The organism is Streptomyces sp. NPDC013455 (genome assembly GCF_040632975.1).
In the GTDB taxonomy this organism is placed as follows: domain Bacteria; phylum Actinomycetota; class Actinomycetes; order Streptomycetales; family Streptomycetaceae; genus Streptomyces.
In genome coordinates this window covers 196443-216683 of the sequence record NZ_JBEYCX010000012.1, presented here as the reverse complement: position 1 = coordinate 216683, position 20241 = coordinate 196443, and the positions used below count along the sequence as shown (strand labels likewise).

Sequence of the window (20241 nt, the reverse complement as noted above, 5' to 3'; positions counted from 1 at the left end):
AAACGGCGTGCTGCGCCGCGGCCCCCCGCGCTACCGTGACCGCATGTCGACGCCCCGCATCTCCTAGCCGAGGACCCGCTTCCACGCCAGAAGTGTGTCCTCTCGCTATTTCGGAGCGTCTTCCCATGATCACCGTTCGTGACGCCGAGCTGCGCGCCGGCGCCCGTCTCCTGCTGTCCGGCGTCTCCTTCACCGTCTCGCCCGGCGACCGGATCGGCCTCGTCGGCCGCAACGGCGCCGGTAAGACCACCCTGATGAGCGCCCTGGCGGGCCGGTCGCGGCCCGCCGCCGGCGACGTCACACACACCGGGCCGGTCGGCTACCTGGCCCAGGACTCCCGCGCCGCCGACCCCGCCGTGACCGTCACCGACCGGATCCTCTCCGCGCGCGGCCTCGACGGCGCGCTGCGCGCCCTGCGCAAGGCCGAGACGGCGATGGCCGGCGCCGCCGACGCGGCGGCGCTGGAGCGGGCCCTGCGCGCCTACACCCGCGCCGAGGCCGCCTTCCAGGCCGGTGGCGGATACGCCGCCGAAGCCGAGGCGGCCCGGGTCGCCGCCGGACTCGGACTGCCCGGACGGGTGATGGACGAGCCGGTCGGAGCGCTGTCCGGGGGGCAGAAGCGGCGCGTGGAACTCGCCCGCATCCTGTTCGCCGGAACCGACCGCACCCTGCTGCTGGACGAGCCGACCAACCACCTCGACGCCGACTCCCTCGCCTGGCTGCGCGCGTTCCTCCAGGCCCACCAGGGCGGTCTGGTCGTGATCAGCCACGACACGGGCCTGCTCGCCGACGTCGTCAACCGCGTCTTCCACCTGGACGCCACCCGGGCGACGATCGACATCCACAACACGGACTGGCGGACCTATCTGGGCAGGCGGGACGCGGAGGACCGCCGCCGCACCCGGGAACGGGCGAGCGCCGAACGCAAGGCCGCCGCCCTGCACGCCCAGGCCGGCCGCATGAAGGCCCGCTCCGCCACCGCGACCCTGGCCCGCAGCATGGCCCGGCGGGCGGACCGGATGCTGGCCGACCTGGAGCCGGCCCGCCGCACCGAGCGGACCGCGCGGATCCGGTTGCCCGAGCCGGCCCCGTGCGGCCGGACACCGCTCGGCGCGGTCAGCCTCGTCAAGTCCTACGGCGGTCACCGGGTCCTGGACGGGGTGGACCTGGCGGTGGACCGGGGCAGCCGGCTGGTCGTGCTGGGCCTCAACGGCGCCGGGAAGACCACGCTGCTGCGCCTCCTCGCCGGGGCCGAGCGGCCCGACGGGGGGCGGGTGGTGCACGGACACGGGCTGCGCCTGGGCTACTTCGCGCAGGAGCACGACACGCTGGACACCGGGCGCACGGTCCGGGAGAACCTCGCCCTGGCCGCGCCGCACCTGAGCGAGGGTGAGGCCCGGCGCGTCCTCGGTTCCTTCCTGTTCGGCGGCGACGACGCCGACAAGCCCGCGGGCGTGCTGTCCGGCGGCGAGAAGACCCGGCTGGTGCTGGCCGGCCTGGTCCACTCCGGGGCGAACGTGCTGCTGCTGGACGAGCCGACCAACAACCTCGATCCGGCCTCCCGCGACGAGGTGCTGGCCGCGGTCGGCTCGTACCCCGGAGCGATCGTGATGGTCACCCACGACGAGGACGCCCTCGACGCCCTGCGCCCCGACCGCGTCCTGCTCCTGCCGGACGCGGACGAGGACCTGTGGAACGAGGACTACCGCTCCTTGGTCGCCCTCGCCTGACGCGGGCTCCCCCCGGCCGGGCCCGACCGGCGCCGGACCGCCCCGGCCGTCGGGGAGGCCGTCGGCCGAGGCCGTTGTCAGTGGGTCCCTCTACGGTGAGGAGCAGTTGAGGACCTGCTGGGAAGGCCGCGGGTCCGTCTGGGGGAGGGGTGTGCCATGTCCACGGCGTCCGCGGTGTCGACGACGTATCTGGAGCTGTCGCAGGAGGGCGGCGGCGCGCACAAGTTCTACGAAGTGACCGTCGCCGGCCAGGTGGTGACGGTGCGGTACGGCAGGATCGGCGCCGCTGGGCAGACCCAGACGACGACGTTCGCCACCGTGGAGAAGGCGCGGGCCGCCGCCGCGAAGAAGGTGGGGGAGAAGGTCCGCAAGGGGTACGCCCCGGCGGTGCCGGGGCAGCGTGCGCCGCGCGCGGTGACCCGCCGTCAGGTCAGCTCGGCCCCGTCCACCGCGCGGGCCGTGGCACCCGTGCTGTGGCGGTTCCGCACCGGTTCCGCCGCGTTCGGCATCCACGTCGACGACGACCGCTGCTGGGTGGGCAACCAGGCCGGTGACGTCTACACCCTGGACCACGAGGGCGCCGTCCTGGCCCGCTTCAGCCTGCCGGACGGGGTGAAGTGCCTGGTCGCCGACGACTTCTGGATCTACGCCGGCTGCGACGACGGCAAGGTCTACGACCTCTCCTCCAAGCTGCCCTTCGCCGCCTACGACATCGCCGCCGACGTCGACATCTTCTGGCTGGACATCCACGAGGGCATCCTGGACGTGTCGGACCGCGACGGCCGGCTCACCGTCATCGACCACGAGGACGAACACCAGTGGTCCCGCCGCAGCCAGGGCGAACACGCCTGGATGGTCCGGGCCGACGACCGGGCCGTCTACCACGGTCACCACCGGGGCGTCACCGCCTACGCCCCCGACGGCGGCGGCGAACTGTGGCACACGCCCACCAAGGGCGGCGTGCTGTTCGGCTGGCAGGAACAGAACGCCGTGTACGCGGGCACCGCGCACCGCGTCGTCCAGCGGCTGGCGAAGGACACCGGCGCACTGGAGGCGACGTACGCCTGCGACAGCGCGGTGTACTCGTGCGCCACCTCCCCGGGGGGCCGGTTCGTCTTCGCGGGGGACGCGGCGTCGTCCGTCTACTGCTTCGACCAGGACGGCACCCGGCTGTGGAAGCTGGGCACGGGCAGCGGTTCGGCGCTGTCGATGCAGTACCGCGACGAGCGGCTGTACCTGGTGACCACGGACGGCTCCCTCGTCTGTGTGGACGCGAGCGAGGCGGCCATTGCCGCGGCCCAGCAGGGCACGGTGCCGGTGGCGCGCGACGTCAAACTCGCCGCCGCCCTGCCGACGTACGCCCCGGCCACCGCCGTGGCCGCCGTGGCCACGGTCACCCAGGCACCCACCGGATCGGTCGTGGTCGAGTGCATCCAGCAGGGCGGCCGCCTCCGGGTCCACGTCGTCTCCGACGGCTACGACCCCTCCTGGAACGTCCAGTTCCCCCGCGCGATACGCCAGCCCGGCGCCCGCTACGTGGTCGACGCCCTGCACCCGGCGGCAGGCGGCTTCTACCGCGTACGGGGCGACATCCGACGGCTGCTCTGACGGATCCACCACGCCGCTGCGGCACCCGGCGCCGACTCGCGCGTCGTGTCACACCGGTGCACCCCTGAGTACCCGGCAGGGTGGCTCCCGCTCGCCGGCGGTCCCCTGCAGCGGGCCGCCGGTCCCCGGCGCGTCGGCACCCGCCCGGTGCAGCACGCGCCCCGTCGCCGGGTGAGGCCGCAGCGGGTGGGGGCGACCGGCGGGGCGGGGTGTCCGCCCCCGGGCTCAGGAGCGGACGGTTTTCTCCCGTTCCAGGATCTGTCGGGCGGTGGGGAGGGAAGCGGTGCGGTCTGCGGGGATCAGGCCGATGCGGGTGCGGCGGTCCAGGAGGTCTGATTCGTCCAGGGCGCCCTCGTGGTGGACCGCCCAGTGGAGTTCGGCGCGGGTGACGGGGTGGCCGGGCAGGACCGGTTCGGCGAGGGAGGGGTCCTGGGCGGTGAGGGCGTGGACGGCCGTGGCCTCGGTGCCGTAGCGGCGGACCAGGCGGCCGGGCGCGGGCAGCGCCCGCAGCCGTTCGGGGGCGGCCGCGCCGACCAGCGGCAGGGCGGCGGTGGGGGAGGGGCCCACCCGCAGGCCGCGCGCCGCGGCCGCGGCGTCCACCGCGTCCTGGGCCATCCGCCGGTAGGTGGTGAGCTTGCCGCCGACCACGGTGGTGACCCCGTCGGGCGAGGTCAGCACCGCGTGCCGGCGCGAGATGTCGGAGGTGCGGGCCGGGCTGTCGCCGTCGGAGGTGTCCAGCAGGGGACGCAGGCCGGCGAAGGCGCCGACGACCTCGTCGCGGGCGACGGGGACGTCGAGGACCGACCCGAGGACGTCCAGGAGGAAGCCGATGTCGGTCTCGGGCACCTCCGGCACATCCGGTACACCGCCGTCGACCGGCTCGTCGGTGAGGCCCACGTAGACGCGGCCGTCACCCTGGGGGAGGACCAGTACAAAGCGGTTGGTCTCCCCGGGGATCGGCACGTGCAGGCCGGCCGGCAGGGCGCCGAGCCGCTCCAAGCGCAGCACCAGGTGGGTGCCGCGGGAGGGCCGTATCCGGATGCCGTCGGCGAGGGCGCCCGCCCACACCCCGGTGGCGTTGATCACCGTGCGGGCCCTGATCTCGCCCTCCTCGCCGGTGAGTTCGTCCCGGATCCGGGCGCCCGCCCCGGTCAGTTCCAGCGCCCGCACCCGGGTCAGCACCCGGGCGCCGTGCGCGGCGGCGGTCCGGGCCAGGGCGGTCACCAGGCGGGCGTCGTCGGTCACCTTGCCGTCCCAGGACAACAGCCCGCCCCGCAGCCCGGCCGCGCGGACCGAGGGCACCAGGTGCCGGGCCTCCGTCGCGGACAGCCGGCGCGGCGCGGGCAGCACCTGCCGCGGTGTCCGGGCGGCCAGCCGCAGCACGTCCCCGGCCCGGAACCCCGTCCACGCCAGCGAGGTCTGCGCCCGGGACACCAGCGGGGTCAGCGGCAGCACGAACGGCTGCGCGGCGACCAGGTGCGGGGCCGTACGGATCATCAGCACCCCGCGCTCGACGGCGCTCTCGTGGGCGACGTCGAACTGCGCGGAGGCCAGGTAGCGCAGCCCGCCGTGGATGAGCTTCGAGCTCCAGCGGGAGGTGCCGAAGGCCAGGTCGTGGGCGTCCACCGCGACGACGTCCAGTCCGCGGGCCGCCGCGTCCAGCGCGGCCCCGGCGCCCGTGGCGCCGAGCCCGACGACCAGCACGTCGGCCACCCGGCCGTCCGCGGCCTCGGCCAGTTCCCGGCCGCGCCGGTGTGCGCTGAGGGACGAGCCGGGCGCGGCCTCGGTGTGGCTCATGGCGTCAGGGTCCTCTCCAGGAGGGTGCGCAGCTCCTTGAGGAAGGCGGCGGAGTCCAGCTCCGGATCGTCCTCGTCGGTCATCGTGCGCAGGGACAGAGTGAAGGACTGCACGGTCAGCAGCAGGGCCCGCGCCTGCCGTTCGACGTGGCCGGGCCGCACGGACCCGTCCGCGTGGCCCTCGCGCAGTGCGTCGCCCAGCAGCGCCAGCAGCGCCTCCTGGCTCGTGCCGCGCCGGTCGAGCACATAGGGCAGGAGCAGTTCCGGGTCGACGTCGACGATCTTGCGGAAGAGGGGGTGCTCCCGGAACGCCTCGACACCCGCCACCAGCCCGTCCACGATCCGGGCGCGCGTGGCGGTGCCCTCGGCGGGCTGCGGTATGGCCCGGGTGGCCACGTCGATCCACTCCCGGGTCATCAGATCGCCCACCAGTGTCCGCAGGTCGGGCCAGCGCCGGTAGAGGGTCATCCGGGAGACGCCGGCGCGACGGGCCACGTCGGCGAGGGTGGTGCGCCGTACCCCGACGGCCAGTACACAGTCGCGTACCGAGTCGAGGACGTGATCGCTGTCCGAACCGTTGTGACGAATAGGCGTCATGTGTAACAGTGTAACGCCCCGGGGTCCGGACGGAAGCGGTCCACCCCCAAGACGGCAGCCGAGCCGCGCGAACCGACCACACCGACCTGTGAGGACGACCGTTCAATGGACATGCTGTGGAACGGCTGGGGCGACCCGGCCAAGGCGGCACCGCTGCCCGAGACGGTGACCGGACTGCTGCGCGACCTGCTCGGCGTCACACCGCGCACCGCCCCCGCGCTCGCCCTGGAGGACGTCCGTCCACCCGCCCCCACCGCCGGGCCCGCCGCCCTCACCGCGCTCGCCGAGGCCGTGGGCGGCGACCAGCACGTCCGCACGGACGCCGAGAGCCGCATCCGGCACACCCGCGGCAAGTCCACCCCCGACCTGCTGCGGATCCGCGCCGGCGACCTCGCCGACGTCCCCCAGGCCGTCGTCCTGCCCGCCACCCACGACGAGGTCCTCGCCGTCCTGCGTGCCTGCGCCGCGCACGGCCTCGCCGTCGTCCCCTTCGGCGGCGGCACCTCCGTCGTGGGCGGACTCGCCCCGCAGCGCAGCGCGTTCATCGCCCTCGACCTGCGCCGCATGAACGGCCTGCTCGACCTGGACCCCGTCTCCCGCACCGCGGTCCTCCAGCCCGGCCTGCGCGCCCCCGAGGCCGAAGCCCTGCTCGCCGGACACGGCTTCACCCTCGGCCACTTCCCGCAGTCCTTCGAATGGGCCACGATCGGCGGTTTCGCCGCCGCCCGGTCCAGCGGACAGGCGTCCGCCGGATACGGCCGCTTCGACGAGATGGTGCTCGGCCTGACCCTCGCCACCCCCGAGGGCACCGTCGAGACCGGTCGCGCCCCCCGCTCCGCCGCGGGCCCGGACCTGCGCCAGCTGATCCTCGGCTCCGAGGGCGCCTTCGGCGTCATCACCTCCGTCACCGTACGGATCCGCCCCCTGCCCGAGGTACGCGTGTACGAGGGCTGGCGGTTCGCCTCCTTCGAGGAGGGCGCCACCGCGCTGCGCCGGCTCGCCCAGGACGGGCCCCGGCCGACCGTGCTGCGCCTGTCCGACGAGACCGAGACGCTCATCGGCCTCGCCCAGCCCGACGCGATCGGCGACGGCCTGGCCAAGGGCGGCGCCGGCTGCCTGGCGATCGCCGGGTACGAGGGGACGGCCGAGGACACCGCGCACCGCCGGGAACGCGCGGCGGCGGTGCTGACGGACTGCGGCGGCACCCTGGCCGGCACCGAACCCGGCGAACGCTGGGCCCACGGCCGCTACTCCGCGCCCTACCTGCGCGACGCCCTGCTCGACGTCGGCGCCTTCGCCGAGACGCTGGAGACGGCGGCCTTCTGGTCCCGGATCCCCGACCTGTACACGGCGGTCCGCACCGCCCTGACCGACACGCTCACCGGCGCCGGCACCCCGCCCCTGGTCATGTGCCACATCTCGCACGTGTACGAGAACGGCGCCTCGCTGTACTTCACCGTCGTCAGCGCCCAGGGCGAGGACCCGGTGGCCCACTGGACGCCCGCCAAACACGCCGCCAACGAAGCCGTGCTGGCCGCCGGCGGCACCATCTCCCACCACCACGGGGTCGGCACCGACCACCGCGACTGGTACGTCCGCGAGGCGGGCCCGCTCGGCGTCTCGGCCCTGCGCGCCGTCAAGCGCCGCCTGGACCCGGACGGCCTGCTCAACCCGGGCGTCCTGCTGCCCACCGACTGACCCACCCGATCCGACCGCCTGCCTCGGAGGCACACCGATGCGCCAGTTCACCGCCGTCGTCAATCCCACCGCGGGCGGCTCCACCGGGGCGGCGACCCTGCTCTACCTGGCCCGGCTCCTGCGCGAGGGCGGGGCCGAGCTGGAGACGGAGTACAGCCACAGCCTCGCCCACGCCCAGGACATCGCCCGCGCGGCGGGGGAGCGCGGCCGGATCGTCCTGGCCGTGGGCGGAGACGGCATCGCCGGCGGCATCGGCGGCGCGCTCAGCGGCACCGGCACCGTGCTCGGCCTCGTACCCGCAGGGCGCGGCAACGACTTCGCCCGCGCCCTCCACCTGCCCGCCGAGCCGGCCGCGCTCGCCGGCATCCTGCTCGGCGCCGAACCCCGGCCGGTCGACACCATCGAGGTCGAGTCGGCCGTCCACCCGCGCACCGTGGTGCTGGGCAGCGTGTACGCCGGCGTCGACGCCGAGGCCAACCGGCACGCCAACAACGCCCGGCTGCTGCGGGGCTCGGCCTCCTACTACGCGGGCGGCCTGCGCGCCGTCACCGCCTGGCGGCCGGCCGGCTACCGCGTCACCGTCGACGGCGAGGTGCACACCCACCGCGGTTACACGGTCGTCGCCGCCAACTCCCCCTACTACGGCTCCGGCCGGCTCATCGCCCCCGGTGCCCGCGTCGACGACGGGCTGCTGGACATCGTGCTGATCCGCGAGGCCCCGCGCCGGCTGTTCTTCACCCTGATGAACGAGCTGAAGACCGGCGCCCACGTCCGCCGTCCCGAAGTGCGTGTCCTGCGCGGCCGCGAACTGCGTATCGAGGCCGACCGGCCCGTACCCTACGGCGCCGACGGCGAGGTCGACGCCACCCTGCCGGTGACGCTGCGGGTACGCCCCGGGGACCTGCCGGTGCTGTACTGACCAGGCGCCAGGACACAGTGCGGTCCGCAACGCTCGCTCGCGGCACCCCCGCACCGGCTCCGGCTTCTCCGTTCGCGCCGCTCCCGGCACCGGTTCGGCGGCTCGGGGTTCTCCGTCCACGGCGGCCGCGGCACCGGACCGGGGCCCTCCGTCCGCGGCGGCCCCGCCACCCGATCGGCGTCCCGGTTGCTCCGCTTGCGGCACCCCCGGCGCCGGGGTTCAGTGAGTATGACCCCACGGCCCCCACGGATACCGCCCCTCGCGCGCCAGGAGCTGTCATGTCGATGTCGTTCGGTGCACCCTTCGGTTCGTCGGATCCGTTCAGTGAGCTGCTGAATCGTTTTTTCGGTATGTCACCGGCGTCATCGCCCCCCGCGGTGCAGCGCGTGCCCATCGGACGGCTGCTGACCGAGTCCTCGCAGGGACTGCTGGGCCTGGCCGTGCAACGGGCCGTCGAGGACGGCACCTCCGACCTGGACACCGAACACCTGCTCTGGGCGGCCACGCAGGTCGAGCCCTCCCGCCGCCTGCTCGCCCAGGTGGGCATGGACCCCGACACGCTCGCGGCCGAGCTGGCCAAGGTCCTGCCGCGGGAGTCCGCCGAGCCCTCCGCCCAGCCGGGCCTCACCCCGGCGGCAAAGCGCACACTCCGCGCCGCCTACGCCGAGTCCCAGGCGGCCGGTGTGTCCTACATCGGACCCGAGCACATCCTGAGCGCCCTGATCGGCGACGGCGAGACGGGCGCGGCCCGCATGCTGCGGGCCGAGGGGCTGGACGCCAAGCGGCTCGCGGGCCTCACCGAACAGTCGGCGGCCGCCCGTACCGAGGGAGCCCCCGCCGAGCGGAAGAGGCCGGCCACCACCCTGGACGAGTTCGGCCGCGACCTGACGGAGGAGGCAAAGGCCGGCAGGCTCGACCCGGTGGTCGGGCGGGCCGGGGAGATCGAGCAGACCGTCGAGATCCTCTCCAGGCGCTCCAAGAACAACCCGGTGCTCATCGGCGAACCCGGCGTCGGCAAGACCGCCATCGTGGAAGGGCTGGCCCAGCGCATCGTGGCGGGCGAAGTCCCCGACACGCTGAAGGACAAGCGGGTCGTCGCGCTGGACCTGTCGGGGATGGTGGCGGGCGCCCAGTACCGGGGGCAGTTCGAGGAGCGGCTGAAGAAGGTCATCGAGGACGTCCAGGCCGCCGGCGGCGACATCATCCTCTTCGTCGACGAACTGCACACCGTCGTCGGCGCCGGCGCGACCGGCGAGGGCTCCATGGACGCGGGCAACATGCTCAAGCCCGCCCTAGCTCGCGGGGAGCTCCATGTCGTCGGCGCCACGACCATCGACGAGTACCGCAAGTACGTCGAGAAGGACGCCGCTCTGGAGCGCCGGTTCCAGCCCGTGCTGGTCCCCGAGCCCACCGTGGAGGAGACCGTGCAGATCCTGGAGGGGCTGCGCGACTCCTACGAAGCCCACCACCAGGTCCGCTTCGACGACCAGGCGTTGGCGGCCGCCGCCGAACTCTCCGACCGGTACATCAGCGACCGTTTCCTGCCCGACAAGGCGATCGACGTCATGGACCAGGCCGGCGCCCGGGTACGGCTGCGCGGCGCGAGCCGCTCCACCGAGGTCGCCGGCCGCGAGGACCGTATCGCCACACTCCGCCGCGAACTCGAACAGGCCGTGTCCGCCGAGGACTTCGAGAGAGCCGCGGAACTGAAGCGGGAGATCGCCGAGGTCGAGGGCGAACTCGCGGGCATCGAGGAGCGCCGCGAAGGCATCGTCTCCGTCACCGCATCCGACATCGCCGACGTCGTCTCCCGCCGCACCGGCATCCCGGTCTCCCAACTCACGGCCGGCGAGAAGGAGAAGCTCCTGCGGCTCGAAGAGGAGATGCACGCGCGGATCGTCGGCCAGGACGAGGCGGTCACCGCGGTCTCCCAGGCCGTGCGCCGCAACCGCGCCGGAATGGGCGACCCGAACCGCCCCGTCGGGTCCTTCCTCTTCCTCGGCCCGACCGGTGTCGGCAAGACCGAACTCGCCAAGACCCTCGCCGCCCTCCTGTTCGGCGAGGAGGACCGGATGATCCGCTTCGACATGAGCGAGTTCCAGGAGAAGCACACCGTCGCCCGGCTGGTCGGGGCGCCTCCCGGATACGTCGGCTACGAGGAGGCGGGCCAGCTCACCGAGAAGGTCCGCCGCCGGCCGTACAGCGTGGTGCTCTTCGACGAGGTGGAGAAGGCCCACCCCGACGTCTTCAACACACTGCTGCAGATCCTGGACGACGGGCGGCTGACGGACGCCCAGGGCCGTACCGTCGACTTCCGGCACTGTGTCGTCATCATGACGTCCAACATCGGCGCGCACCGCATCCTGGACCACAAGGGGGACGTGTCCGAACTCAAGGACGCGCTGATGGAGGACCTGCGCGGCCGTTTCCTGCCGGAGTTCCTCAACCGGATCGACGACATCATCATCTTCCACGCCCTGACCGAGGAGGACCTGGGCCGGATCGTGGACCACCTGCTGGACCGGAGCAAGCACAAGGTGCACGCCCAGGGCATGGGCCTGGAAGTCACGGAAGCGGCCAAGAAGCTGCTCATCGCCCACGGGCACCAGCCGGAGTTCGGCGCCCGTCCGCTGCGCCGAACCATCCAGGCCGAACTCGACAACCGGATCGCCACCATCCTGCTCGGCGGCGAGGCCGGGCCGGGCGACACCATCGTCGCCGACGTGCAGCACGACTCGCTGCACTGCTCGGTACGCAGGAACGCGCCCGGAGCGACGGCCGCACCCGGCGACACACCGCCTGCCCCGTAGCGCAACCACCGGTCGGGACCGCTATCGGGACCGCTACGCCGACCCGTCCGTCCCGATCGACACCACGACCGCCGTCGCCGGTCCGTCCGGGGTGTCGTAGTGGACGGTGTCGCCGGGCCGGCGCCCCAGCAGGGCGCGGCCGAGCGGGCTGTCGGCGGTGACCAGGTTCTGGTCCAGCGCCTCGGCGGCCTCGCCGATGTCGAGGGTCTCGGCCGTGCCGTCCGGGAAGCGGACGGTGACGGTGCTCCCCACGCCGACCGCGTCGGTGGGGGCGGGGCCGGCCGAAGCCGCCTCGCGGAGCCGTTCGGTGATGTCGTCCATGCGCTGGTCCAGGCGCTTGAGCTGTTCGGCGCGCTGCAACTCGTCGGCCTGGTCGGCCTGGTCGCCCACCGAGGTGGTGTCCGTCAGCGTTCCCGCGACCATCCGTCGCTCGGCCTCCAGGTCGGCCAGCTCCTGCTCCAGCGCGCGACGGGCCTGGGCGCTGATCGGCGCCGGATCACCGGTCATCTCTGCTCCTCTGCTGCGGACGGCCACCGGACGCGTGTCGCGAGTCCGGCATTTCGCATCATAGAGTCATTCGCCGATTCGCCCCGTTTGCGGTGGAGGGGTAGGTAACGCGGATATATCGTGCTTATGTCCATATCCCCGGAGCCGAACGTGCTCCGATCGCGGCAGTGTGGAGGCTTCCATGTCCTCGAAGCGACGCCGGAAGAAGAAGTCGCGCCGTAACCACGCGGCCAATCACGGACGCCGCCCGCAGTCCTGACGGCGGGCGGCACGGCCGGGGGCGTGAGCGGCCGGCTCCCTCACCCCGTCAGGGCGTCACGGACGCTCGGGTAGCAGGCGAGGAGGGGGGTGAGGCCGACGATCTCCAGGGTCCGCAGGACGGGCCTGCGGACCCCGGCCAGCCGTAGCCAGCCCCCGCCGGTGTGGGCCTGGTGGGCGGTGATGAGGACGTTGATGCCGCTGGAGTCCATGAACGGAACCCCGCTCAGGTCCGCGACGGTACGCGCCCCACCGTCGGGGTCCGCGGGGGTCAGGGCCTGGCGCAGGGCACCGGACGTGTGGTGGTCGACCTCGCCGGTCACCGTGACGACGGTGACGCCGTCGACGGTGGACCACGTCACCGACAACCCTTCGGGTTGCGCCTGTTCGCTTATGTCACCCGTGTCAGTCACGCGTCCCTCGTCCAACTCGCAGATATACCGCTCGGTGCAGTCCTCAAAGAGCGGCTGCCCCGGATCGCGCGAAGAATGCCGACCGGCCCCGCCCGCCTCACCACATCCGCCTGGGTCTCCCCGCAACCTCCGCAACCCTTCTCGTCACCGCACATGGTGCCCGGTCGGCGAGACCGGGCCGCCGTCGGCGTGCCGTGCCACCGGGTCCACGGGACGCATGTCGTCCCGAACCGGCGGCACGGCCGTCTTGTCCCGCGCCGCCCCGCCCAGTTCAATGCTCCCTACCCCCACAGGAGAACACCTGTCGCACACCACCCAGTGAAGGGGTTCTTCTTGAGAGCCGTACGCGCCACCGCCGTCACCGCCGCCGCCTGCGCCACCGTACTCGCCGCGGCACTGCCCTCCTCCGCGATCAACTCGTACAACGCCACGCCCGCTCCCGAACGCACCGAGGTCGGCGCGCTCGTGGCCACGTGGGACGACGACGACGATCCGGCGACCCCGGACCGCGTCGACTGGGTCTGCTCCGGCACGATGATCGACACGAACACCTTCCTGACCGCCGCCCACTGCACCAGCGACTGGCCGGCCGGCGTCCGCTTCCACGTCTCCCTCGACCAGGACGTCCAGGCCGGACTCGACGCGGCCGCGAAGGCCCATCCGGGCGACCCGGCAGCCCAGGCGAACGCCGTGGCCGTCGAGGGGACCGCGCACACCCACGCCGACTATCCGGGCCCCTCCTCCGACACGCACGACATCGCGGTCGTCGAAGTGCCCGCCGCCAAGGTCGCGGCCCGCTGGTCCTTCACCCCCGCCGCCCTGCCGACCGCGAACCAGCTGGGAGCCCTCGGCCCGCAGCGGCTCGACTCCACCGACTGGTTCGTCGCCGGCTACGGCACACAGGAGGCCGCCAACGGACCCGGCGGCCAGACCCACCCCGGTGGAGGTTTGCGCCTGAAGGCCCCGGTGACCTTCGACGCCCTGAGCGGAGCCTGGGCCCGGCTCGCCATGACGGCCCCCCAGGGCAACGGCGGCGCCTGCTACGGCGACTCCGGCGGGCCCAACTTCGCCGTCATCGGCGGCCGGAACGTCCTCGCCGCCACGACCATCACCGGCGACACGCCCTGCTACGCCACCAACGTCACCTACCGCCTGGACACTCCCGGAGCCCGCGCCTTCCTGGCCCCCTTCGTGAAACTGCCGTAGACACCCGGGCCGGGGGGTGAAAGGACCGGGCGGGAAGGCCCGGGCCACCCGCACACGGGGCGCGAGCGCGCAGCCCGCGGGGGCCCGGCGCCCGGGCGGGCCTCGCCCGCGGCCTTCCCGCGCCGCGTCACCGGTGGGCCGCCCCCCGCCTCGCGAGGTCCCGGGCCCGGACGGCCCGGACGGCCCGGACGGCCCGGACGGCCCGGACGACCCGGACGGCCCGGACGACCGCGCCCCTTTCCCGTCGGCGTCACCGTCGGCCCGTCGGTCACGCCGTGGCCCCCGGCACCTGCTCCCTCTGCCATCGCGCCCGCCCAGGCCCCACCTCCGCGCGACCCCGACAACGCGAAGCAAGTATCGTATGACGGAAGCTGAATGCCGCCATGCGGAAAAAATGGGGGTCGGGGCGGAATGAGGGGGCGGGACGTGCGACGGTCGGAGGCTGCTCGGTCGTGGCGCAGGCGTGAACGCGGCCGGGGCCTCGGACCGCAGCTGCTGCGGGGCCCGGCCCAGGTGATGCTCCTGTCCCGCGCGCCGGCGGGCGCCGTCTTCTGCCTGGCCCTGGCGGCGGCCGACTGGCGGTACGGCGCCTACGCCCTGGGAGGCGCCGCCGTGGGCACCGGCACCGCCCGGCTGCTCCAGGTGTCCGGTGACCGGGTGGAGGCGGGACTGGAGGGGTACAACGCCTGCCTGCTCGCCCTGTGCTGCGCCGTGTTCCTCGGCCCGGACCGGCTCTCCACGGCGCTGCTCGCCGCCGCGAGCTGCGTGGTGGCCGCGGTCGCCACGGCGGCCGTCGTACGGCTGCTCCGCGTGTGGCAGCTCCCGCCGCTGACCCTGCCGTACTGCCTGCTCGCGAGCGCGGTCACGATCGCCGCGCCCGCCTTGTCGCGGATCTGGCCGCACGACGCCGGCCCCGCCGCGCTGCCCCGCGCCGCCGCCGAACCGACCGCGCCGAGCCCGGGCGAGCTGTGGCGAGCCTTCTTCCGCAACGTCTCCCAGGTCTTCTTCATGGACGAGTGGTACGTCGGGGCGCTGCTCCTTGCGGGTGTGTTCCTGGCCGGCCGGGTGGCCGGGCTGGTGGCCTGCGCCGGCAGCGCGACCGGCATCCTGACCGCCTGGGCGCTCGGCGCGCCCGCGGCCCGGATCGCCGACGGCACGATGGGCTACAACGCGGTGCTCGTCGCCCTCGCCCTGTGCGGGGTCTTCCTGGCGGTGACTCCGGCCACGCTGCTGTACGCCCTGCTCGGCGCCGCGACGGCGACGGTCGTGACACCCGCCGTCGCCCATCTGCTGGCCCCGTCCGGCGGCCACGCCTTCACCTGGCCGTTCGTCCTCACCACCCTCGGCTTCCTGGCCGCGGCCCGCTCCTTCCCCGGCCTGACCGCCCGGACGCCCGTTCCGGCCCAGCCGGTCCTCGGCGGGGACACGTAGACTCCCGCTGCCTGTCGCCGCGGGCGGTGCCGCACCGCCATGAGATGCCTCACCTGTGAATCCTGTAGGGATCTGCGCTGTTCGGGCGACGTGTTTGTTAGATTGCGCAACTACGCAAACGACTGCCGCGCAGCGTTTTGCCCGCCCGTACACCGCCGCGCACGCCGGCCGCTCCGGCGACCGGTCCGACCGGCCCGACCGCCCAGGGGAGTGGGAGATGAGCGACCCGTGGGACGGGCCGGCCGGCCAGGCCACGCGCAGCCGCGGCCGGCAGGCGCCCGGACGGCGCCCGGCCACACCGGACGAGCTCCGTCCCGAGCCGGACGAGCTCCGTCCCGAGCCGGACGAGCTCCGTCCCGAGCCGGACGAGCTCCGTCCCGAGCCGGACGAGCTCCGGCCCCAGCCGGACGCGGTCCGCCCGGCGTGGCGGGGCAGGCGGTTGCTGAAGATCGCCGCGATCGTCCTCTCCGTGGTGGTCGTCGTCACGGCCGGCGCCGGCTGGTGGTTCTACCGGCACCTGAACGGCAACATCCACAGCGTCTCGCTGGACGGCAAGGGCGGCACGGAGAAGCCCGACGCCTTCGGCCGCACCCCGATCAACATCCTGGTCATGGGCTCGGACGGCCGTACCAGCAAGACGGACTGCAGACTCGGCGGCGGCTGCTCGGCGACCGGGGTGCAGACCGGCAGCAACGCGGACGTGCAGATGGTGCTGCACATCTCCGCGGACCGCTCCAACGCCACCGTGATGAGCATCCCCCGCGACACCATGACCAAGGTCCCGGCCTGCGAGGACGCTGACACCGGCCGGTCCACCTCCGGGTACTACGGCCAGATCAACAGCGCGCTGCAGTACGGTCCCGCCTGCCAGGTGGCCACCGTACACCGGCTCACCGGCATACCCATCGACCACTTCGTCAAGCTCGACTTCGCCGGAGTGGTCACGATGTCCGACGCGGTCGGCGGCGTCTCCGTCTGCGTCAGCGACGACGTCTACGACACCTACTCGCACCTGAAGCTGTCGGAGGGCACCCACACCCTGGAGGGCGAGGCGGCGCTGCAGTTCGTGCGCTCCCGGCACGGCTTCGGCGACGGCGGCGACCTCGGCCGTACGATCTCGCAGCACATCTTCCTGAGCGCGATGATCCGCAAGTTCAAGAGCGCGGGCACGCTCACCGACCCCACCGCGGTGTACAGGCTGGCCGACGCCGCCACCAAGGCGCTGACCGTGGACGACGGTCTCGGGAGCGTCAAGAAGCTGATCGGGCTCGCGGCCGACGTGAACAAGGTCCCCACCGGGCGGATCACCTTCACGACGATGCAGACGGCCCCCGACCCGGCCGACGGCGACCGCCTGGTGGTGGGCGCCGGCGCGAAGTCCCTGTTCGCCACCATCGCGGGCGACCAGTCCCTGACCACCGGTTCCGGCAGGAAGTCCGCGGCGGCCACCGCCACCGCCACCGCCACCGCCAAGGCCACCGCCGGTTCCACGGCCAAGACCACCGCCGGTTCCACCGCCAGGGCCGAGGCCACCGCCTCGGCCGTGCCCGCGTCCGGGATCGCCGTGACGGTGCGGAACGGCACCGGCATCACCGGCCGCGCCTCCACCGTCGCGACCGCCCTCGTCGACCAGGGCTTCAGCCCCGCCACGACCACGGGCAACGCCCCGGGCCCCGCGGCGACCACCACCCTCACCTACGGCACCGGCCACAAGGCCGCCGCCCGGACGGTGGCCGAGGCGCTCGGACTGCCCTCCTCCCGTCTGCGGCGGGGCTCCGGCGACGGACTGACCCTGGTGGTCGGCAGCGACTGGCCCAGCGGCAGGAGCTACCCCAGCGGGTCCACCGCGTCGCCCGCGCCCGCCGACACCGAGGCGGCGGTCGGCGGCGCCCACGCCTCGACCGCCGCCGAGGCCAAGACCTGCGCCAAGGTGAGTCCCTACAAGACGGTCGTGCTCGATGGTGTGCCCATGACGCCGTCCCAGGCGTACGAGGCGGCTCGGACCAAGCCCGACTCCGACGCCTGACTCCGCCGCCTGACCCCGGGGCCCCGGGCCCGTCCGGCACCCTCGACCCTCCTGGCGGCGAGCGGGCTCACCCGTCGTGGGTGCTGCTCGGCGAGACACCCCTCAGGGCCTCGGGTCAGACGTCCCGCCAGCGTGCGTTGCACCAGGAGAAGACACCGAACGCGGCGAGGCCGAGCGCGACCAGGGCGAGCAGCCAGGGGCCGGCCGGCAGATCCCGGAACCCGCGCAGGGTGTCGTCCATGCCCCGGGCCTTGCCCGGCTGATGCTGGACGGCCGCGACCAGGGCGAACACACCGGCCACGGCGAAGACGACACCGCGCGCCGCGCCGCCCGTCATCCCGAAGAACTCGACGACCTTCCGGGTGCGGGCCGACATGGCCCCGAGCCGCAGGTCCTCCCGGAACTTCTTCTGCACGGCCCGCACCGCGATCCACAGGCCGGCGATCACCACGGCGGCACCCGCGAGCCCGACGAGCCACTGGCCGGCGGGCCACTCCAGCGCCCGGGCGGTGACGTCGTCGGTCTGCCGGTCGGACGAGCCGCTGCCGCTGCCCCGGTCCCCGGCGGCGTAGGAGAGCACCGAGTAGGACACGAAGCCGTAGAAGAGGAAGCGGAAGAAGGCCGCCGCCCGCCGGGAGACCTTCCTCCCCTTCGGGCCCGATCCGCCGAACGCCGCCTCCGACAGCCGCCACAGGCCCATCCCGGCGAGCGCGACACCCACGACCCACAGCATCACCGACCCGAACGGCCGGTCCGCCAGCTGGGCGAGGGCGCCGCCGCGGTCGGCCTGCTGCCCGCCGCCGTCACCGCCGAAGGCGATCTGGAGCGCGATGACACCCACGAGGAAGTAGATCAGCCCGCGCGCCGCGAAACCCGCGCGGGCGGCCGCGGTCATCGCCGTGCTGTCCGCCGCCCGGCGGGCCCGGCCGCGGCCTCGCAGTGCCCATGACGATGCATTCATACAACGGCCCATGCCCCCGTGGCCCGGTCCGACACCTGCCGGCCGTGAGCAGGCCGGGACGCGGCGAGGAGAGCCGGCGAGACGGCCGGGCCGGCGGTTCGGTCCGGTGCGCACGTGCCGGGGCCCGGCACGTGCGCCGGCGGTGGTTTCGTCCCCCGGGGGGAAGGGGCCGGCGGTGTGCGCCGGCCCCTTCGGGGTCACCGTCGGGGGCGATCCGCGTCGGTGATCACATAGCGGGCCACGCCGTCCTCGGTCGCCGTCAGACGGAAGCCCGCCTTCTCCAGGACGCGCAGCGAGGCCGGGTTCGACAGCTCCGCGCCGGCCGTCACGGTGTGGACGCCGGGCGCTCCCAGGGCGAACTCCGTCAGTGCCCGGGTGGCCTCGGTGGCGTAGCCCAGGCCGCGGCGGGAGGCCACGATGCCGTAGCCGATCTCGACGCTTCCCCCGGTGGGCGGCCAGAACAGGCCGATGGAACCCACCACCAGACCGCCGGCACGCTCGACGACCAGACGATGGCCGTGTTCGCCGAGCCAGCCGGGATGCCGCTCGAGGAGACCGGCTATGACGCGGTCGCCGTCGGCGGGGAAGTCGTCCGCCCACTGGGCGGACCTGCCGTCACCGGAGACCGCGGCGGCCTCGGCGATGGTCCAGGGCCGCAGGACGAGGCGGTCGGTGGTCAGCTGCGGACGGGCCGCGGCAGAGGAAGCGGCAGAGGGAAGGGACACGTATCACTCCAGGTCGTGGGTACGACCGGACCGCGCCGATCAGCGCGCGGGCCGGATGAGGGCATGCCGATGAGGGCCGACGGCGGCCATATTCATCAACCTCCCCATCCCGTGATCGCGCGTCTCTCGCGCCGGCGCGACCGTAGCAAGCCCGCCCCCGCCCGGGCAAAGGATTTCGTCCGGCCGCTACGGCGTCCCGGACGAGCCCCGTGGACCGCGCACCCGCGCTCGCGACAGCCGCTCGCCCAGCAGCACCGCGCACGCCCCGCCGGTCAGCAGCCCGCCGGCGAGGAAGGCCCCCCGCACGCCGGCGAGTGACAGGATCAGCCCGCCGAGCGCGGCACCCGCGGCGATACCGGCGTTGTAGGCACCGGAGTTCGCCGCGAGAGCGATGTCCGTGCGGCCCGGCGCGCAGTGCAGCATCGCGTTCTGGGCGGTCATGAACACCGGCCCCAGCGCACCGCCCGTCAGGACCAGGAACACCACCGCCGCCACCGGACGGCCGCCCGCCGCGTACAGGCCGAGCATGCCCACCGCCTGTACGGCCACGGCCGCGGCCAGTGCGGGGTACGGGAAGCGGTCCAGCAGCGCGGCGGTGGCGCCGACCCCGGCCAGACACGCGGCACCGAAGGCCGCGAACAGGGCGCTGACCGTGTCCGCGGAGAACCCGCTGACGTCACCGAGGAACGCCGTGAGGTAGGTGTACCCCGCGAACGCTCCGGTGGCGGAGAGGAAACCCGCCGCCACCACGGCCTTGAACCGGCGGGTGTCGGGACCGGTGCCGTAGGCGGCGGGCTCGTCGTCCGGCCGCGCGGTCGGCAGCAGCGCGGCGGTCGTCACCAGGGAGACGAAGCCGAGCGCGGCCACCAGGGCGACCGGCACGGGCCAGCCGGCGTGCCGGCCCAGCCACGTCCCGGCGGGCACACCGAGCACCAGGGCGAGCGAACCGGCCACGGACAGCGCGCCGAGCACCCGCCCCCGGGCGCCGGGCGCGAACAGGCCCACCGCGACCGGCCCCGTCACGGCCCAGAACAGCGCCTGGGCCAGCGCGGTCAGCAGGCGCGCCAGGAGGAGCACGCCGTACGAGGTGGCCTGCGCCGCGACCAGACTGGACACGACCAGCGCGGCCAGGACCCCGGTGAGCACATGGCGCCGGGGGACCGCTCTCAGGGCGTGGGCGAGCGGCAGCGAGGCGACGGCCACCGTCACGCCGTAACCGGTGACCAGCAGGCCGACCGCCGATACCGGCACCCGCAGGCTCGCGGAGACGGGTTCCAGGAGCCCGATCGGCAGGCTCTCGGTCGTGTTGAAAGTGAACGCGGCCAGCATCAGGGCCGCGAGCACCGCACGTGAGCGCCACGCGGCCGGTGGCTCCGCGGCCCCACGGCCCCGTTCCGTCCCGGCCCGTCGCACCTGCCGCGTGGCACCGTCCATGCGGCTACCCCACCCGCCCGGCCGGCCCCGCCGCAACCTGATTTCGGCGGACTCCGCCGCCCGTCGCGGTCGGCGCCGTCCCGTGTCGGCCGCATGTGCCAAGTCCCGGTTCAACCGCCCCG

The 20241-nt window shown here is 74.1% G+C and carries 15 protein-coding genes; 8 read left to right on the top strand and 7 right to left on the bottom strand.

The annotated features are described in order from the left end of the window. Nucleotides 1-125 precede the first annotated feature (125 nt). Nucleotides 126-1730, top strand: a complete 1605-nt coding sequence (locus tag ABZ576_RS21020; protein WP_360742620.1) for an ABC-F family ATP-binding cassette domain-containing protein — start codon at nucleotides 126-128, stop codon at nucleotides 1728-1730. 156 nt (nucleotides 1731-1886) lie between these two features. Beyond that, nucleotides 1887-3338, top strand: coding sequence for a WGR domain-containing protein (locus ABZ576_RS21015; protein WP_360742617.1), 1452 nt, complete (start codon nucleotides 1887-1889; stop codon nucleotides 3336-3338). Nucleotides 3339-3563: 225 nt separating this feature from the next. Here ABZ576_RS21015 and ABZ576_RS21010 read toward each other — a convergent pair whose 3' ends face one another. Then, nucleotides 3564-5135 (bottom strand): glycerol-3-phosphate dehydrogenase/oxidase, encoded by a 1572-nt coding sequence (locus ABZ576_RS21010; protein WP_360742614.1) that lies wholly within the window; start codon nucleotides 5133-5135, stop codon nucleotides 3564-3566. Next, on the bottom strand, nucleotides 5132-5731 hold the full coding sequence (locus tag ABZ576_RS21005) for a TetR/AcrR family transcriptional regulator (protein ID WP_360742611.1): 600 nt from the start codon (nucleotides 5729-5731) through the stop codon (nucleotides 5132-5134). Before ABZ576_RS21005 ends, ABZ576_RS21010 begins: the two co-directional genes overlap by 4 nt. 105 nt (nucleotides 5732-5836) lie before the next feature. Here ABZ576_RS21005 and ABZ576_RS21000 point away from each other — a divergent pair, with 105 nt between their 5' ends. The 3 genes from ABZ576_RS21000 to ABZ576_RS20990 all read left to right on the top strand — a co-directional run bounded on the left by ABZ576_RS21000 (nucleotide 5837) and on the right by ABZ576_RS20990 (nucleotide 11158). Beyond that, nucleotides 5837-7429 (top strand): FAD-binding oxidoreductase, encoded by a 1593-nt coding sequence (locus tag ABZ576_RS21000; RefSeq protein WP_360742608.1) that lies wholly within the window; start codon nucleotides 5837-5839, stop codon nucleotides 7427-7429. A 37-nt stretch (nucleotides 7430-7466) separates the two neighbouring features. Beyond that, nucleotides 7467-8348 carry a diacylglycerol kinase family protein gene (locus tag ABZ576_RS20995; RefSeq protein WP_360742604.1) on the top strand — a complete coding sequence of 294 codons (882 nt, stop codon included), beginning with the start codon at nucleotides 7467-7469 and terminating at the stop codon, nucleotides 8346-8348. Between the two features lie 278 nt (nucleotides 8349-8626). After that, on the top strand, nucleotides 8627-11158 hold the full coding sequence (locus ABZ576_RS20990) for an AAA family ATPase (RefSeq protein WP_360742601.1): 2532 nt from the start codon (nucleotides 8627-8629) through the stop codon (nucleotides 11156-11158). Between the two features lie 33 nt (nucleotides 11159-11191). Here ABZ576_RS20990 and ABZ576_RS20985 read toward each other — a convergent pair whose 3' ends face one another. Both ABZ576_RS20985 and ABZ576_RS20980 read right to left on the bottom strand, forming a co-directional pair. Then, nucleotides 11192-11665, bottom strand: coding sequence for a GreA/GreB family elongation factor (locus ABZ576_RS20985; RefSeq protein WP_360742598.1), 474 nt, complete (start codon nucleotides 11663-11665; stop codon nucleotides 11192-11194). Between the two features lie 299 nt (nucleotides 11666-11964). After that, on the bottom strand, nucleotides 11965-12285 hold the full coding sequence (locus tag ABZ576_RS20980; RefSeq protein ID WP_360742595.1) for an STAS domain-containing protein: 321 nt from the start codon (nucleotides 12283-12285) through the stop codon (nucleotides 11965-11967). A gap of 384 nt (nucleotides 12286-12669) precedes the next feature. Between ABZ576_RS20980 and ABZ576_RS20975 the strand changes: the two genes are divergently transcribed. The 3 genes from ABZ576_RS20975 (at nucleotide 12670) to ABZ576_RS20965 (ending at nucleotide 16999) form a co-directional block, all read left to right on the top strand. Next, on the top strand, nucleotides 12670-13542 hold the full coding sequence (locus tag ABZ576_RS20975; RefSeq protein ID WP_360742592.1) for a trypsin-like serine protease: 873 nt from the start codon (nucleotides 12670-12672) through the stop codon (nucleotides 13540-13542). Nucleotides 13543-13968: 426 nt separating this feature from the next. After that, on the top strand, nucleotides 13969-14973 hold the full coding sequence (locus ABZ576_RS20970) for an urea transporter (protein ID WP_360742589.1): 1005 nt from the start codon (nucleotides 13969-13971) through the stop codon (nucleotides 14971-14973). A 439-nt stretch (nucleotides 14974-15412) separates the two neighbouring features. Further along, nucleotides 15413-16999 (top strand): LCP family protein, encoded by a 1587-nt coding sequence (locus ABZ576_RS20965; RefSeq protein ID WP_360742706.1) that lies wholly within the window; start codon nucleotides 15413-15415, stop codon nucleotides 16997-16999. Between the two features lie 115 nt (nucleotides 17000-17114). On the opposite strand, the gene ABZ576_RS20960 is transcribed toward ABZ576_RS20965, so the two are convergent. The 3 genes from ABZ576_RS20960 to ABZ576_RS20950 form a co-directional block, all read right to left on the bottom strand. Further along, nucleotides 17115-17894, bottom strand: coding sequence for a DUF1206 domain-containing protein (locus tag ABZ576_RS20960; RefSeq protein ID WP_360742586.1), 780 nt, complete (start codon nucleotides 17892-17894; stop codon nucleotides 17115-17117). A gap of 263 nt (nucleotides 17895-18157) precedes the next feature. Continuing rightward, on the bottom strand, nucleotides 18158-18685 hold the full coding sequence (locus ABZ576_RS20955; protein ID WP_360742583.1) for a GNAT family N-acetyltransferase: 528 nt from the start codon (nucleotides 18683-18685) through the stop codon (nucleotides 18158-18160). Nucleotides 18686-18871: 186 nt separating this feature from the next. Continuing rightward, on the bottom strand, nucleotides 18872-20014 hold the full coding sequence (locus ABZ576_RS20950; RefSeq protein WP_360742703.1) for an MFS transporter: 1143 nt from the start codon (nucleotides 20012-20014) through the stop codon (nucleotides 18872-18874). Between the last annotated feature and the right edge of the window lie 227 nt (nucleotides 20015-20241).

Excerpts from the sequence above, each read along its gene's own strand:
- ABZ576_RS21020 (WP_360742620.1), top strand. The coding sequence starts at position 126 with ATGATCACCGTTCGTGACGCCGAGCTGCGCGCCGGCGCCCGTCTCCTG.
- ABZ576_RS21015 (WP_360742617.1), top strand. The coding sequence starts at position 1,887 with ATGTCCACGGCGTCCGCGGTGTCGACGACGTATCTGGAGCTGTCGCAG.
- ABZ576_RS21010 (WP_360742614.1), bottom strand. The coding sequence starts at position 5,135 with ATGAGCCACACCGAGGCCGCGCCCGGCTCGTCCCTCAGCGCACACCGG.
- ABZ576_RS21005 (WP_360742611.1), bottom strand. The coding sequence starts at position 5,731 with ATGACGCCTATTCGTCACAACGGTTCGGACAGCGATCACGTCCTCGAC.
- ABZ576_RS21000 (WP_360742608.1), top strand. The coding sequence starts at position 5,837 with ATGGACATGCTGTGGAACGGCTGGGGCGACCCGGCCAAGGCGGCACCG.
- ABZ576_RS20995 (WP_360742604.1), top strand. The coding sequence starts at position 7,467 with ATGCGCCAGTTCACCGCCGTCGTCAATCCCACCGCGGGCGGCTCCACC.
- ABZ576_RS20990 (WP_360742601.1), top strand. The coding sequence starts at position 8,627 with ATGTCGATGTCGTTCGGTGCACCCTTCGGTTCGTCGGATCCGTTCAGT.
- ABZ576_RS20985 (WP_360742598.1), bottom strand. The coding sequence starts at position 11,665 with ATGACCGGTGATCCGGCGCCGATCAGCGCCCAGGCCCGTCGCGCGCTG.
- ABZ576_RS20960 (WP_360742586.1), bottom strand. The coding sequence starts at position 17,894 with ATGACCGCGGCCGCCCGCGCGGGTTTCGCGGCGCGCGGGCTGATCTAC.
- ABZ576_RS20950 (WP_360742703.1), bottom strand. The coding sequence starts at position 20,014 with ATGCTGGCCGCGTTCACTTTCAACACGACCGAGAGCCTGCCGATCGGG.